The 15,521-nt window shown below is 59.3% G+C and carries 15 protein-coding genes; 9 read left to right on the plus strand and 6 right to left on the minus strand.

Going from position 1 to position 15,521, the window contains the following annotated elements; genetic code table 11:
- Positions 1-97 precede the first annotated feature (97 nt).
- The 4 genes from radC to PL597_RS22005 all read right to left on the minus strand — a co-directional run bounded on the left by radC (position 98) and on the right by PL597_RS22005 (position 4,536).
- The gene (radC, locus tag PL597_RS21990) at positions 98-931 is read right to left on the minus strand and encodes a RadC family protein (protein ID WP_269824644.1); all 834 of its coding nucleotides are present in this window, start codon (positions 929-931) and stop codon (positions 98-100) included.
- A 14-nt stretch (positions 932-945) separates the two neighbouring features.
- Positions 946-1,785 carry a type I methionyl aminopeptidase gene (gene map, locus PL597_RS21995; RefSeq protein ID WP_173989629.1) on the minus strand — a complete coding sequence of 280 codons (840 nt, stop codon included), beginning with the start codon at positions 1,783-1,785 and terminating at the stop codon, positions 946-948.
- 31 nt (positions 1,786-1,816) lie between these two features.
- Positions 1,817-2,536, minus strand: a complete 720-nt coding sequence (gene sfsA, locus PL597_RS22000; RefSeq protein WP_271366236.1) for a DNA/RNA nuclease SfsA — start codon at positions 2,534-2,536, stop codon at positions 1,817-1,819.
- A 137-nt stretch (positions 2,537-2,673) separates the two neighbouring features.
- Positions 2,674-4,536 (minus strand): PHA/PHB synthase family protein, encoded by a 1,863-nt coding sequence (locus PL597_RS22005; RefSeq protein ID WP_271366238.1) that lies wholly within the window; start codon positions 4,534-4,536, stop codon positions 2,674-2,676.
- A gap of 138 nt (positions 4,537-4,674) precedes the next feature.
- On the opposite strand from PL597_RS22005, the gene PL597_RS22010 reads away from it, so the two are divergent.
- A complete protein-coding gene (locus PL597_RS22010) occupies positions 4,675-5,100 on the plus strand; it encodes a hypothetical protein (RefSeq protein WP_271366239.1) in 426 nt (141 codons plus the stop codon).
- 524 nt (positions 5,101-5,624) lie between these two features.
- Here PL597_RS22010 and fnrN read toward each other — a convergent pair.
- Positions 5,625-6,350 (minus strand): transcriptional regulator FnrN, encoded by a 726-nt coding sequence (fnrN, locus tag PL597_RS22015; RefSeq protein WP_271366241.1) that lies wholly within the window; start codon positions 6,348-6,350, stop codon positions 5,625-5,627.
- A 213-nt stretch (positions 6,351-6,563) separates the two neighbouring features.
- Here fnrN and hemN point away from each other — a divergent pair, with 213 nt between their 5' ends.
- The 8 genes from hemN to PL597_RS22055 all read left to right on the plus strand — a co-directional run bounded on the left by hemN (position 6,564) and on the right by PL597_RS22055 (position 14,660).
- The gene (gene hemN / locus PL597_RS22020) at positions 6,564-7,913 is read left to right on the plus strand and encodes an oxygen-independent coproporphyrinogen III oxidase (protein ID WP_271366242.1); all 1,350 of its coding nucleotides are present in this window, start codon (positions 6,564-6,566) and stop codon (positions 7,911-7,913) included.
- A 114-nt stretch (positions 7,914-8,027) separates the two neighbouring features.
- Positions 8,028-8,312 carry an acyl carrier protein gene (locus PL597_RS22025; RefSeq protein WP_003495848.1) on the plus strand — a complete coding sequence of 95 codons (285 nt, stop codon included), beginning with the start codon at positions 8,028-8,030 and terminating at the stop codon, positions 8,310-8,312.
- An 85-nt stretch (positions 8,313-8,397) separates the two neighbouring features.
- Complete coding sequence (locus PL597_RS22030; protein WP_137410427.1) at positions 8,398-8,877, plus strand: 3-hydroxyacyl-ACP dehydratase FabZ family protein; 480 nt, start codon at positions 8,398-8,400, stop codon at positions 8,875-8,877.
- 209 nt (positions 8,878-9,086) lie between these two features.
- The gene (locus PL597_RS22035) at positions 9,087-10,283 is read left to right on the plus strand and encodes a beta-ketoacyl-ACP synthase (protein WP_271366243.1); all 1,197 of its coding nucleotides are present in this window, start codon (positions 9,087-9,089) and stop codon (positions 10,281-10,283) included.
- 12 nt (positions 10,284-10,295) lie between these two features.
- Positions 10,296-11,579, plus strand: coding sequence for a beta-ketoacyl-ACP synthase (locus tag PL597_RS22040; protein WP_271366244.1), 1,284 nt, complete (start codon positions 10,296-10,298; stop codon positions 11,577-11,579).
- A gap of 141 nt (positions 11,580-11,720) precedes the next feature.
- On the plus strand, positions 11,721-12,749 hold the full coding sequence (locus tag PL597_RS22045; protein WP_077982233.1) for a zinc-binding dehydrogenase: 1,029 nt from the start codon (positions 11,721-11,723) through the stop codon (positions 12,747-12,749).
- 5 nt (positions 12,750-12,754) lie between these two features.
- Complete coding sequence (locus PL597_RS22050; protein ID WP_416372247.1) at positions 12,755-13,684, plus strand: lipid A biosynthesis lauroyl acyltransferase; 930 nt, start codon at positions 12,755-12,757, stop codon at positions 13,682-13,684.
- Positions 13,685-13,964: 280 nt separating this feature from the next.
- Positions 13,965-14,660, plus strand: a complete 696-nt coding sequence (locus PL597_RS22055; protein WP_035240634.1) for a hypothetical protein — start codon at positions 13,965-13,967, stop codon at positions 14,658-14,660.
- A 32-nt stretch (positions 14,661-14,692) separates the two neighbouring features.
- Here PL597_RS22055 and PL597_RS22060 read toward each other — a convergent pair whose 3' ends face one another.
- On the minus strand, positions 14,693-15,496 hold the full coding sequence (locus tag PL597_RS22060) for a TSUP family transporter (RefSeq protein ID WP_142912261.1): 804 nt from the start codon (positions 15,494-15,496) through the stop codon (positions 14,693-14,695).
- Positions 15,497-15,521 lie beyond the last annotated feature (25 nt).

Genomic DNA, 15,521 nt, shown 5'->3' on the forward strand with positions numbered 1-15,521 from the left:
TGATTTATTATTTTCGGAAATGCTAATTTATAGGTGTTAATTTTGTATTGATGTCGCCTCTATGGGTTGCAGCTCGCGTTAAACTTTCGCGCTTTCTTCAGATCAACCGAAGCCCTTTGAAGCTGGCGTGACCGTCCTTGCCGATGATGATGTGGTCGTGGACGGTGATGCCGAGCGGCTTTGCCGTATCGACGATGGTCTTGGTCATCTCGATATCCGCGCGCGAAGGGGTCGGGTCTCCGCTTGGGTGATTATGTATTAAAATCAAAGCAGTAGATGAAAGCTCAAGGGCGCGGCGCACCACTTCGCGCGGGTAGACCGGTGTGTGATCCACGGTTCCTTGACCCTGCACCTCATCGGCGATCAGGACGTTGCGCTTGTCGAGGAACAGGACGCGGAACTGTTCGCGCGTTTCATGGGCCATGGCGGCGTGGCAATAATCGATGACCGAGGACCAGGAGCTAAGCACCTGCTTGTTGCGGATCTCGCTTTTCAGCATACGCTGGGAAACGGAGGCAACGAGCTTCAGATCGAGCGCCACGGTTTCGCCCACGCCCTTCACCTCCTGCAACAACGGCAAGGGCGCGCCGAGCACGCCGCCAAGCGTTCCGAAACGGGCGATCAGGGCCTTGGCAATGGGTTTGGTATCGCGCCTCGGGATCAGCCGGAAGAGAAGAAGCTCCAGCAATTCGTAATCGGCAAGGGCTGTGTCACCGCCATCGCGATAACGCGCGCGCAGCCGCTCGCGATGTCCGTGATAGTGGGCGGCATCGGTTTCTTGTTCGACGATGGCTGCCGGCCTTTTCGCGCCGCTTCGCGGTTCGGCAAAAAAGCCGCGCTCATCCGTCTCGCCGAACAGATCGCCTTCGCCCGCCTGAAAGCCGGGAGTTTTGGAAAGATCGGCGGAAGGCGGGGCGGGGCGTTTTGCCATGGGCGGGTCTGGCCTTATGCGGGGGGAAGCGGCGGCAAGCCCGGACGATCAAAACCACCCGGTGACAGCGTGAAGATTTCGCAGCCGGTGGCTGTGACGCCGACAGCATGTTCATATTGCGCGGAAAGGGAACGGTCACGCGTCACCGCGGTCCAGCCGTCCGAAAGCACCTTCACATGCGGTTTGCCGAGATTGATCATCGGCTCGATGGTGAAGATCATGCCTTCGCGGATTTCCGGCCCTTCTTCCGGCTGGCCGTAATGCAGGATGTTGGGCGTATCGTGGAACAGGCGTCCGACGCCATGGCCGCAGAAATCACGCACGACAGAGCAGCGCTCCGCTTCCGCATAGGCCTGGATGGCCGCGCCGATGGCGCCGGTGCGCGCACCGGGCTTTACAGCTGCGATACCGCGCATCAGGCATTCATAGGTCACTTCCATCAGGCGTTCTGCCGCACGCTTGATCTGGCCGACCGGATACATGCGGCTCGAATCACCATGCCAGCCGTCCAGCACATAGGTCACGTCGATATTGACGATGTCGCCCTCACGCAGCGGCTTTTCATCCGGAATGCCGTGGCAGACGACGTGGTTGATCGAGGTGCAGACGGATTTCGTATAACCGCGATAATTCAACGTCGCCGGCAGCGCACCGTGGTCGGCGCCGAATTCGAAGACGAAACGGTCGATGGCGTCGGTCGTCACACCCGGCTTGACGATGGCCGCCAGTTCATCGAGGCAGCGGGCCGTCAACTGGCACGCCTTGCGCATCCCGTCGAAATCCTCAGGCGTATAGAGGCGGATGACGCCGGTATTCTTGAGGGGGGCGGAGGCTGCGTCGATATAGGTGACCATCATAGTGCTTTCTGTGTCTTTACGTTCCTGTTCATAAAACAGCCGGACGCCATTCGTCCATCTTAACCGTTCCGCTGACCGAAATTTGTGAGGGCGAGACCGTGCATTTCACCGCATAGGCCTCCACGCCGCGCACTATTGCCCGCTGAAACGCCAGCGCATAAACGGGATCGAGATCGTCGCAGATGCGCATCCGGTCGCAATCGTCGCGCTGGATGAGATAGAGCATCACTGAACGGTAACCAGCTTCCGCGGCGTCACCCAGCTCGTCCAGGTGCTTGGCACCGCGTTTGGTGGCGGTATCGGGAAATTCGGCGAGGCCTTGCTCGCGCATGAAATGCACGTTCTTGACTTCCACATAGGCATCCGGACGGCCGGGTTCGGATAGGAGAAAATCGATGCGGGAATTGCGGCCGTATTTCTGTTCGCGCCGGATCGTCGAATAGCCGGCAAGTTCGCGGATTCGGCCGTTCAGGATCGCCTCTTCCGTCAGCCGGTTCGGCATGCCGGTATTGATGCCGACCGTAGTGCCATCGGCCTCGACCATTTCCAGCATGTGCCGGTACTTGCGCGTGGGGCTGTCATGTTCGGACAGCCATATGCGGGAGCCCGGTGTCGTCAGCCCGCGCATGGAGCCGGTATTGGGGCAGGAGCCGGTGATCGCCGTGCCGTCTTCCAGAACGGCATCGAAGAGGAAACGCTTGTAGCGGGAAATCAACGTTGCGGGAATAAGCGGGGGTGTGAAGAACATGATGCCTTGAAGATAAGCGTGTGTGTTTGCGGGGTCTTTTATCCCTCATCCCTGTGCTTGTTACAGGAATGAGGATGAGGTGAACGCCGGGGGAAGACACCTTTCTGTCGTGTGTGGTCATCTTTTTCACCGTCATCCTACGAAAGGACGTAGGTTCCCGGCGCATCGCCGAGCACCGGGCGTTTGCCGTCTCCAGGCTTACGCGCCTTCACCCTTTCGGCATTCTGGCTTTCGATCCAGTTCTGCCAGTGGACCCACCAGGAGCCCTTATGGGCGGTGGCGGCGGCCTGCCAGGCGTCGAAGTCTCCGGCCGGTGATGGGCCTGTCCAATATTGGTACTTTTCAAGCTGCGGCGGATTGATAACGCCTGCGATATGGCCGGATGCGCCGAGCACGAATTCGACCGGCCCGCCGAACAGCGCGGCCCCCGTGAAAACCGATTTCGCCGGCGCGATATGGTCGTCGCGGGTGGCGAGATCATAGACCGGGATCTTGATATCGCCGAGATTGATCCGCTTGCCGGCGACCCGCATCAGCCCACGGGCGAGATTGTTCTCGAGATAACAATTGCGCAGATAAAACGAGTGGCTGGCGGCGGTCACCCGGGTCGAATCGGAGTTCCAGTAGAGCAGATCGAAGGGCAGGGGCTCGGCGCCGCGCAGGTAGTTATCGACCACATAGGGCCAAATGAGATCGGAGGCGCGCAGCATGTTGAATACGGTCGCCATGATCGAGCCATCGAGATAACCGACCGCCTGCATGTGCTTGTCCAGCGCCGCCAGCTGGCCTTCATCGATGAAGACCTTGAGATCGCCGGCATGGGTGAAATCGGTCTGGGCGGCCAGTAGCGTGGCGCTGCGGATGCGCTCATCGCCTTGCTGCTGCGCATGCAGCGCCAGCGCGGAGGATAAAAGCGTGCCGCCGACGCAATAACCGATGGCGTTGATGTCCTTTTCACCGGTCCGCTCCTCAATCGTGTCGAGCGCGAAATCGATACCTTCCCTGATGTAGTCGTCCCAGCCCTTGTCGGCGAGGCGCGCATCCGGGTTGATCCAGGAGACCATGAAGACGCTGTGGCCCTGTTCAAGGCACCAGCCGACGAAGGATTTCTGCGGATTGAGATCGAGAATGTAGAATTTGTTGATCCAGGGCGGGACGATCAGCAGCGGCCGTTTGAAGACCTTTTCCGTCGTCGGGGCATAATGGATGATTTCGCAGAGCGGACTTTTCGCCACCACCTTGCCTGATGTGACGGCGATATTCTGGCCGATGACAAATTTGCTGTAGTCGGTCTGGCGCAGTTTCAGGTGACCGTTGCCGGCCGCGACATCCTCGGCCAGTTGCGCCATGCCCTTGACGAGGTTGGCACCGCTGGAGGCGACCGTTTCGCGGAAGACCTGCGGGTTGGTGAAGACGAAATTGGCCGGCGAAAGCGCCTCCGTCACCTGCCGCATGTAGAACAGCGCCTTGGTGCGGGTATGCTCATCCAGCCCATCGGCTTCCGTCACCATCCGGTCGGCGAAACCGACCGTGGTCTGGTAGGCTTTCAGCAGGAAATCGAAGAACGGATTGGTCTGCCAGTCGGCATCGGCAAAACGCTTGCTTCTGCGTTGTGCGGGGCCGCTTTCGGCCACATTTTCCGGGGGCGAATCGGCGTCGCCGGAAAATTGCGCCAGCGATTTCGTCCACAGATCGTAGTAGCTGGAGAGAAGATGGGTCTGCGCCTCCAGTGACCGCTTCGGTTCGGCCATCCAATATTCGGCGACATCGGACAGCGTCTTGACCAGATCGGTCACAGGATCGGCGCTGGTTTGGGGGATGTCACCGCGTTCGCGCGGCGCCAGCCATTCTGAGGCGGCTTTGCCAAGATTTTCGAGCGCACGGGCGATGTTGATCGCGAAGGTTTCCGGGTCGCGGATCAGGTAGGCCTCGGCGGAACTGGCGTCGAAGCCGGGCGTTTTGCCGCCCTTTTTCTCACCGCCGCCGTCAACACCTGCCATGCGCCATCCTCCACCAAATTTGTGTTTGCACATTCTGCATGAAAACGAATACAAGTTCCACCAGCAAGGGGAGGCCGCAAAGGGCCGAACCGCAGTCGAATTCGATATCGGCGATATCCTTACAGGCGGAACATGACGATGGGCAAGCACATGGGGACATGGGGAACATATGCGGAAAATGCGGCAAGAATCGGTGTTCTTTCGCTCTCCGGCGTAATGCTCGCCGCCACGCTTGCCGCCTGCAAGGCTCCGGAGCCGATCGTCGCGCCCGCCCATATGCGCCGCCCGACGGCCGAAATCGTCGGCCCGCGCCCGGTCAGCGACACGGCGGTCAGCCAGAAGCGCAACACCGGCACCTATCCCACTTTCGCCCAGCCGCTGACGGCCGCCGGCACCCAGATGGGTGAGGATGAGGCTTCCACCATGGAAGCAAACCTCTCGCGCCTCGGCGCGGCGCGGAAAAACGGGCAGATTTCCGAAGCTGAATATAATCGCCGGGTTGCCGAATTGCGGGCGCTCGCCGAAAACCAGAAGCCGGTTGCGACACCTGCTGCTTCGCAGTGAGATTATGCCGGGCATTTGACGCGGTTCGCTAGACTGCGCTTTAACGTCTTCACATCCCCCCAATGGAACGAACGATTGCCGCTTGTTTCGTCTCCCCGCCAGGGAGAAGGTCGCGGCAGCGGGATGAAGGGGCGAGGGTAGTGATAACCCGCGAGCTTGCCCCCTCATCCGACCCTTCGGGCCACCTTCTCCCCGGCGGGGAGAAGAAACTTGTGGCGATGCCGAGCCTTCCGTAAAGACATTAGACGGCGCGCGCCGTCCGGCAATCATAACCCCTTCTTTACCCTGCCTTTGAACTATCCGCTTACCCAAGATCTTAAGCGGATGGATGCGGTTTGCCAGCTATGATGCAGCCATAACAAACAGGCCGCTTAAAAAAAGCGGGGCACGGGGTGAAATATCATGAAATGCATCGCCGCTTTGCTGGTTCTTGCCGGTTTTGCGCTCGCACCCGCTCAGGCGCGGGCACCGGACATCAACTTCGGAACACCTGTGCTTCAGGGCCGGTGAGAGGACGAATTCCGTCAGTCGTTGCCCGCGGCTTCGCTCAGCGCGTTGAGATGAGGCACGGTGATATGCCGGTTGTTCTCGATACAGATAATGCCTTCCTTGCGCAGCTTGGTCATTTGGCGGCTAACTGTTTCGATGGTGAGGCCAAGGAAATCGGCGATATCGGCGCGTGAGAGCGGCAGGTCGAAGCAGGATTTGTCGTCGTTTTCCGGGTCGATATGGGTGGCGATCAAATAAAGGAAGCTGGCAACCTTTTCCTGCGCCGATTTGCGCCCGAGCGTCAGCATCCAGTCGCGCGCCTCGTCCAGTTCCTTCAGGGACTGGTTGTGAAGCTTGCGTTCCATATCGGGCACTTCGGAAACCATGCGGTCGACGACGCGGCGCGGGAAGAGACAAATCTCCACATCGGTTGCGGCTTCCGCCGTCATCTTGCTTTCCGCCATGAACGGGCGGCCGAGAAAGTCCGGTGCAAATTGCAGGCCGACGATCTGCTGGCGGCCATCCGACATCATTTTCGACAGCTTCACCACGCCGTTCAAAATATTGCCGTAGGAGGTGACGAGTTCGCCCTGACCGAGAAGCTCATTGCCCGCTTCCAGTTTCTTGCGGCTGGAATGGCGGTTCAGCTCGCAAAGCTGTTGCGGCGTCAGGCTGCTGCAAAGCCCGCCATGGCGCGCCTCGCAGGAGCGACAAACGACAGGTTCTTCCGAATTGTGGATGGTCTTCTGCAGCGTGTCCATAAGCCTTTTCCAATGCTGGCTTTTTCAGGACGATTGCGACCGTAGGTGTCAAATCCGGTCTCATGCAAGGCTTTCGCCACGTAGCCGTCGCCCCCGCGTCTACTTTAGCAAGAACTTACGGCGCAATTTGATTGAAGTCAAAGTTGCAAACTGTCGCAGCCGCTACTGAGAGAGAGGAAATCGACATTTTCTTGATAAAAGGCAAATCGGGCGATGAATACCGAACTTCTTCACAAATATTCGGGTGCAGTGCCACGTTACACGAGCTATCCGACCGCGCCGCATTTCCACGAGGGAATCGATAATTGCATCTATCGCCGCTGGCTCGGCGCGCTCGGTCACAGGAATCGCCTGTCGCTTTATCTGCATATTCCCTATTGCGACCGGCTGTGCTGGTTCTGCGCCTGCCACACCAAGCACACGCTGAAATACGAGCCGATTGCCGTTTATCTTGAAGCACTTAAACAGGAAATCGAAGCCGTCGGCGCGCTGGTTTCGCCTGACGCGGTGGTGAGTGCCGTGCATTTCGGCGGCGGCTCGCCCACCATGCTGAAGCCGGAGGACATAAAGAGCCTGATGGACTGTCTGCGGCGTCATTTCACCTTCGGGCTCGCACCTGAAATCAGCGTCGAGATGGACCCCAACGATCTGGACGACAGCCGCTATGATGCGCTTGCCGCCATCGGCATGTCGCGGGCAAGCCTCGGGGTTCAGGACTTCGATGACAAAGTGCAAAAAACCATCAACCGCATCCAGTCTTTCGAACAGACGAAATCCGTCGTTGATGCGGTGCGGGCGAGGGGTGTTCACTCCGTCAATTGCGACATTCTTTATGGGTTGCCGTTCCAGACCTGCGAGACGCTGAAGAAGACCGTGGACCAGATCGTCTCGCTCGATCCCGACCGGGTGGCGCTTTTCGGTTATGCCCATGTGCCGTGGATGAAAAAACACCAGTCGCTGATCCCCGAACACGCGCTGCCCGACATTGCCGAGCGTTATCGCCAGATGACGATGGCGGGCGAAATGCTGAGGCAGGCCGGATACGGCGAAATCGGGATCGATCATTTCGCCAAGCCGGCGGACACCTTATGCCAGGCCGCCGAAGCGGGTGCGCTGCGCCGGAATTTCCAGGGCTATACGACCGACACGGCCGATGCGCTGATCGGGCTTGGTGCATCATCAATCGGTCGGTTGCCGCAGGGCTATGTGCAGAACATGGTGGCGACGGGCGAATATCAGCGCATGGTGGGCGAGGGCGGCCTTGCCGTCGTGAAGGGTATAGAGTTATCGCGGGATGATCATCTGCGCTCGCATGTCATTGAGCGGCTGATGTGCGATTTTTCTGTCGATCTTTCGGACTTGCAGCACCGTTTCGGGAAGGTGAGCCATTCCGTGAGAGCCCAGGCGCAGCTGTTCGCCGCAGGCGACAGGGATGGCGTGGTGCGGCTGGACGCCGATATTTTTGCCGTGACGGAGGCTGGAAAGCCGTTCGTGCGTAACATCGCGGCAATCTTCGACACCTATCTCGGTAACGGACGCGGCCGTCATTCGGTTGCTGTTTAGGCAACAGTTTTGGGGCAAATTTCAAAGTTAGGTCACGAAACCATTGGCTTTTTTGTGCGACTTGCCTATGTGGTGCGTCAGAAAGAATAATTCATACGAACGACAATAAGGATTATGGGCGTGACAGCTACATTCGACAAGGTTGCCGACATTATCGCCGAAACCAGCGAAATCGACCGCGAAACCATTACGCCGGAGAGCCACACGATCGACGATCTGGGCATCGACAGCCTCGACTTTCTCGATATCGTTTTCGCTATCGACAAGGAATTCGGCATCAAGATTCCGCTCGAGCAGTGGACGCAGGAAGTCAACGAAGGCAAGGTTTCCACCGAAGAATATTTCGTGCTGAAGAACCTCTGCGCCAAGATCGACGAATTGCGCGCAGCCAAGGGCTGAGACGACAATGCCCGCGTCAAGCGGGCATTTCTTTTTAAAGCTCGCCGTCATGGCGGGTTAAACCGACCAGAGACGGGCCGGACGGATGCTGCTTGAATATTTTCAGATGATCGACAGGGTCGAAGCCGTGGACATGGCGACGCGCACATTGAAGGCGCGGTCCGTCGTTCCCGACAAGAGCCCTGTTTTCGAAGGCCACTTTCCCGGCATGCCGCTGGTTCCGGGTGTGCTCTTGATCGAGACGATGGCGCAGGCCTCCGGCATGATGGTTCTGGCATTTTCCGATTTCGCGTCCATGCCGTTCCTGATGTCGGTCGATGGCGCCAAGATGCGCACCTTCGTGGAGCCCGGCGCTGTTCTTGATATCGAAGCGGTGCTGGAGCATGACGGTTCGGGCTTTGCCGTTACCAAGGCGAAGATCACCTCTGCCGGCAAGAAGGTCTGTGATGCGCAGCTGAAACTGCGTACCATGCCGTTCAGCGAAATTCCGCTTGGGCCTGTCGTCAAGAAGCGGGCCGAAGAAGTCGGCCTGATGGCGGCGATTGCCGCGGATGCGCAGAAATAAGCGCTCCCGCCCGTTTCAAAAGGGGAGCGTTTTTCCCGTCGGCCCGGTTTTGACGCATGAAAATCGTGGGCTCGCGACGGTGGATCGGGCCTTCACCATTGCCAATCCGCATCGCGCGCTTTATTCCGCAACGCATGAAGTGGTTGTTCGCAACCGCTGTGGATAGCCGTGACCGTTTCGGCGGGGCCGGCTGCAAAGGATGACAGACGATGAAATCTGACAATGATGTGGTGATAACAGGGGTCGGCATCGTGACCTGTCACGGCGTTGGCAGCCAGGCGCATGTGGCGCTTCTTTCTGGAGCCGCCGCGCCGGCGACGATTGTCGAGACCGAAAAATTCAAGCCCTATCCGGTCCATCCCATGCCGGAGATCGACTGGTCGGCGCAGATCGCCAAGCGCGGCGACCAGCGCCAGATGGAAAACTGGCAGCGTCTCGGCGTTTTTGCCGCCGGTCTGGCGCTCGATGATGCCGGTCTGAAGGAAAATGCCGAAGCCTGCGCCACCATGGACATGATCGTTGCCGCCGGTGGCGGCGAGCGCGACATCAATGTCGATACGCTGATCGTCGATGAGGCGCTGAAGCGCAACGACCGTGAAAAGCTGCTGAACGAGAAGCTGACGACGGAACTGCGTCCGACGCTGTTTCTCGCCCAGCTTTCCAACCTGATGGCCGGCAATATCTCCATCGTGCACAAGGTTACCGGGTCTTCCCGCACCTTCATGGGCGAAGAAGCGGCCGGCATTTCCGCCGTCGAAACCGCGTTTCACCGCATCCGCTCCGGCGAATCGAGCCACGCCCTTGTCGGCGGCGCCTTCTCGGCCGAACGTCCCGACATGATCCTGCTGTTCGAAGCCATCGGCGCGCATGCGCAGGGCGGCTGGCAGCCGCTGTGGTCGCGTGGCGACCAGGACGGCGGCGGCATGATTTCCGGTTCGCTCGGCGCCTTCCTCGTGCTGGAATCGCGCAAGCATGCCAGCGAGCGTGGCGCGCGCATCTATGCCCGCATCGACGCCATTGAGGGCGACCGCGGCAGCCGCGATGACGGCAAGATGGAAAAGCGCATGGAGCGGCTGCTTGCTCCCGCCAAGGACAGTGCTGCGACCGTCGTGTTTTCCGGCGCGAGCGGTTATGACGGCGTGACGGCCCGCGAGAAGGACATTCTCGACAAGGTGCTGCCAAATTCGGTCATTCGTGGTTTCGGCGGTGTCACCGGTCATGGACTTGAGGCGCAGTTTCCGCTCGGGCTCGCTCTGGCGGCGCTGACGCTTGAAAGCGGTGCGAAGGTTCCTACCTTCGATGCGGCTGCGGAAAAGCCAATGGGCGAGGTGGCCACCGAGGCCGTTGTCACCACCGTCGGCCATGTGCGCGGCGAAGGTGTCGCTGTTCTGTCCCGCGACGTTTGAGGAGAAAAGACCATGGCTTCCAACTTCAGGGATCATCTCGGTCGTCCCATCGTCGCTGTCACCGGCATGGGCATTATCACCTCGCTCGGGCAGGGGCTTGCCGATAACTGGGCGGCGTTGACATCGGGCAAATCGGGCATTCACAAGATCACCCGTTTCCCGACGGAGGGGCTTTCGACCCGCATCAGCGGCACGGTGGATTTCATCGATATCCCGGTTCCGAATTCCGTCGAGCGTTCTTATGCCTTTGCGCGCGAAACCACCATCGAGGCGCTGGCGCAGGCCGGTATCTCCGGTGATTTCAATGGGCCGCTGTTTCTCGCAGCGCCGCCGATCGAGCCGGAGTGGAGCGCCCGTTTCGAGCTTGCCGACCGGTCTCCGCCGGCCGCCCAGCCGGGTGACGCCTATGAACGGTTCCTGACGGCGTTCCGCCAGCGTCCCGACCCGGCATTCCAGGAAGCTGCCCTGTTCGGCGCGATTTCCGAGCGCCTCTCCGACCGCTTTGGCACGCGCGGCCTGCCGGTCACGCTTTCCACCGCCTGCGCATCCGGCGCGACCGCGATCCAGCTCGGCGTCGAGGCGATCCGCCAGGGCCGTACCGAACGGGCGCTGACGGTTGCGACTGACGGTTCTGTCAGCGCCGAGGCACTGATCCGCTTTTCGCTGCTGTCAGCACTTTCGACCCAGAACGACCCGCCGGAAAAGGCCTCCAAGCCATTCAGCAAGGACCGCGATGGTTTCGTGATCGCCGAAGGTGCGGCAACGCTGGTGCTGGAATCGCTCGAAGCCGCCGTCGCTCGCGGCGCGAAGGTTCTCGGCATCATCAAGGGAGCCGGCGAAAAAGCTGACAGCTTCCACCGCACACGCTCTTCGCCCGATGGCGGCCCGGCGATTGCGACGATCCGTGCGGCACTGGCCGATGCGGGCGTGGCCGAAAGCGATATCGGCTATATCAACGCCCACGGCACCTCGACGCCTGAGAACGACAAGATGGAATACGGTTCGATGCTGGCCGTCTTCGGTGAAGGCCTGAAGAACATTCCGCTGTCCTCCAACAAGTCGATGATCGGCCATACGCTCACCGCCGCAGGTGCTGTTGAAGCCGTGTTCTCACTGCAGACCATGCTGACCGGCACGCTGCCGCCGACGATCAACTACAACAATCCCGATCCAACCATCACGCTCGACGTGGTGCCGAATGTGAAGCGGGATGCTGAGGTGGGTGCGGTTCTGTCCAACTCCTTCGGGTTTGGCGGGCAGAACGCAAGCCTTGTCATGACGCGCGAACCGGCTTAACCGGTTCCGTTACAACAGGGGCGTTTCCGAATGACTTGCGGAAACGCGCCCGTTTCTTTGATTTCGCATTCCAGCCGCAAAACCGTTACAGAGTTTTGCTGGAATGATTTTAGGTAACGCCTTCGGGCGAAGGACTGATATATGCGCGCTCTTCAACTCGTCGACGACCGGAAGCTCGAAAAAGTGGACCTGCCCGAACCGGACGCTCCGGGCCCGGGCGAGGTGACGCTGCGCGTCAAGGCCGTGGCGCTCAATCATATCGACGTGTGGGGCTGGCGCGGCATGGCTTTCGCCAAGCGCAAGATGCCGCTCACCATCGGTGCGGAAGCCTCCGGCGTGGTCGAGGCCATCGGCCCCGGCGTTTCCAACGTGCTGCCGGGCCAGCTGGTCTCGGTCTATGGCGCGCGCACCTGCGGGCTCTGCAAACCCTGCCGCGAAGGCCGCGACAATCTGTGCGAACATGTTCAAGGCGTTCACGGTTTCCATCTCGACGGTTTTGCGCAGGAAAAGATGAATATTCCAGCCCGCCAGCTCGTGCCGGCACCGCACGGCATTGACGCCGTTGCTGCGGCGCTCGCGCCTGTCACTTTCGGCACCGTGGAGCACATGCTGTTCGACAATGCCAAGCTTGAGCCGGGCGAAACCATTCTCATCCATGCCGGCGGTTCCGGCATCGGCACGGCGGCCATTCAGCTTGCCAAGAAGATGGGCTGCACCGTCATCACCACAGTCGGCTCCGACGACAAGATCGAGCGGGCGAAGGCGCTCGGGGCCGATCATGTCATCAATTACCGGACCGACCGTTTCGAGGGCGTCGTGCGCAAGCTGACGAAAAAGAAGGGTGTCGATGTTGTCTTCGAACATGTTGGCAAGGATACCTTTGTCGCCTCGATGTTCTCGCTGAAGCGTGGCGGCCGTCTCGTCACCTGCGGCTCTACCTCGGGCGTTTCCACCGAAATCAATCTGATGATGCTGTTCCAGCAGCAGCTGAAGCTGCTCGGCTCCTTCGGCTGCCGCATGGAAAACATGGCCAATGCCATGCAGAAGATGGCACGCGGCATCGTTCATCCCGTCATCGACACGGAAGTCACCTTCGACGATATCGACCGGGCACTGGAGCGCATGGAAACGCGCCAGGTATTCGGCAAGATCGTTCTGCGAATGGACTGAGCATCTTGAAGCTGTTCCTGACACGGATTGTCCTGAAACTGGACCACTTCCGGCAGTGGCTGATTGCGACGCTCGCCTTTGGCCTCCTCAACCTGCTGAAGCTTTTTCCCGCCGATGCCGGCATTCGCGCCGCCGACCGGCTGGCGCGCTGGGTGGGGCCGAAAACCGGGCGCCACAAGCTGATGCTTTACAATCTGGCCCGCGCCTTCCCGGAGAAATCCGAGGGGGAGCGGCTTGAGATCGCCATGGATAGCTGGGCCAATATGGGCCGGCTTGCGGCGGAATATGTATTTCTAGACCGGCTGTTCGATTTCGATCCGGAAAAGAACAAGCCGGGCCGCATCGAGGTCGAGGGCATTCCGACCTTCCTCGAGCTGCGCGACAATCCTCGGCCCTTCATCGTCTTTACCGCCCATAGCGGCAATTTCGAGCTCTTGCCGGTTGCCGGCTCTGCTTTCGGTCTCGATGTAACGGTACTGTTCCGGCCGCCGAACAATCCTTTTGTGGCCGACAAGGTGTTCAATTTCCGCAAGGAACGCATGGGCAATCTTGTGCCCTCGCATGCCGGTTCCTCCTTCGCGCTTGCGCGGCAGCTGGAAAAGGGCGGTGGTGTCGGCGTGCTCGTTGACCAGAAATTCGGAAAGGGCCTGACGACGAAGTTCTTCGGCCTTGAAGTTCGCACCAATCCGCTGCTTGCCAAGCTGGTGCGGCAATTCAACTGCGATGTGTATCCGGCCCGTTGCGTGCGTCTTCCCGACAATCGCTACAGGCTGGAAATAGAGCCCAAGGTTGAAATTCCGCGCGATGAGAAGGGCAATGTCGACATTCAGGCGACGGCGCAGCTTCTGAACGACAAGGTGGAAAGCTGGGTGCGCGAATACCCCGGACAATGGCTGTGGTATCACGACCGGTGGGATGTGAAGCACCAGATTTGAGTTCATTGCGGTGCGGCCGGAGTTTGTACGATTTTTACGACATTCGGCCGGAGAATGATGCATTTCGATATTTTTCCGTATTAGCGGAACCTCATTTTTCGTTCATGGATTATCGAAATTGAAAAATTAGCGGCTGGTGTGATATTTTGGACAACAATCCCCGCGGCGTTCCCGCGTTTCGTTACGTCATTTTTAAGCGCAAAGACGCTATAATCGAGGGGCAAAGGGTTAATCCGTTCGCATAGGTAGCGGGGGTTATGCCCGTTCAGGGAGAGTTGGGTTGAAAGATTTGATTGAGTTGTTCTGGCTGCGTTATACGGAACTGCAATCTGCCGTTGGTAAAAACGAAGCCGACAAGATTGCCGTGCTGGAGCGTGAACTGGAACAGCTCCTCGAGCGGGTTGTCGGACGCAAGACAGAAAATTCCGAAGATATTCGCGAGCAGTTCCGTTTTGCCATCGATCTCCTCAACCACGAGGCGGAAGACCTTGGCTGCGTGCAGCGCAACTCCGAGCTTCTGCGGACGCTCGTTGATCGTTACGTCGGCATGCCTTCGAAGGCGAAAGTCGTTGGTGACGAGGACGAGGACACACTGGAGTGGCACCATCGCCACCTGATCCTCGATGAAGACATGCTGAACGATCTGGATGATCCCGTCGTGATCGTTACGCCTGGTTATCGCGTCTCGTTCGCCAATTCTCTCGACGCATTTCAGCGCAATGCGCCGGAAGGTCTTGTGGGTTGCCATATTGCTGAACTGGTTGGCGTCCACCGTTTCCAGAACGACCTCAGAGACAAGCTGGATAATTGTTTCAAGGGCGATACGTCGAAGTATACCTACGCGGAAGACCAGAACGGTCGCACGATCGTGAAATCGTTGGAAATGTCGCCGTGTTACTCATCTGCCTACAAGCTTGTCGGCGCCATGGTCGTCATCCGCGAAATCGAGGACCGCAGACGCCGCGCCACAGCGTGACGTTATACGCCTGTCTCTGACGACAATCCCTTTTATTTCGGGAATATCGTTTCCCATATCGTCGCGATGGACCACGCGGATGAAGCGTCGACAAGAAGCTTCGTCGCCATGGCCAGGCAGGAAAGCACCAGCAGCGGGCGGATGATCTTCGCACCGTTTTTCATCGCGAAGCGGGAGCCGATCTGTGCGCCGATGAACTGGCCGACGCCCATGGCGAGACCGAGCTTCCACAAAACCGCACCACCCATTGCAAAGACGAGAAAACCGCCGAAATTCGAGCCGAGGTTGAGAAGCTTCGTGTGGGCGGTCGCCTTTAGCATTCCGAAGCCGGCAAGGCTCACAAAGGCCAGCATGTAAAAAGACCCTGCGCCGGGGCCGAAAACACCATCGTAAAAACCGATCAGCGGTGCGACCGCAAGCCCGAACACGAAGGGCGTGATGCGGCGATGGCTGTCGATATCGCTGAGCTGTGGCTTGAAGGCGAAATAAAGCGCGATCGCAATCAACAGGAACGGCATGACGGCGCGCATCAGATCGGCTGGCACGAAGGCGGCTGTCAGCGCACCGAGCATTCCGCCGGCCATGGCCATCAGCGCCATAGGCAGTTGCTCTTTGAGGTTCACGTGGCCTCGTCTCGCATAGGCCAGTGTCGCAGAGGCGGAACCGAACTGGGCCTGCAGCTTGTTGGTGCCGAGCGTATCGAGTGGGGCAATGCCCATGATCATCATTGCCGGAATGACGATGAGACCGCCGCCGCCGGCGATGGAATCGATAAAGCCGGCAAAGATGGCGACGCAGAAAAGGACGAGAAAAACGTTGAGGGCGATGTCTTGCACTGGGGATGTCCGGGCAGGCGGCGGG

This window comes from Agrobacterium sp. ST15.13.013 (assembly GCF_027956525.1).
Lineage (GTDB): Bacteria > Pseudomonadota > Alphaproteobacteria > Rhizobiales > Rhizobiaceae > Agrobacterium > Agrobacterium salinitolerans.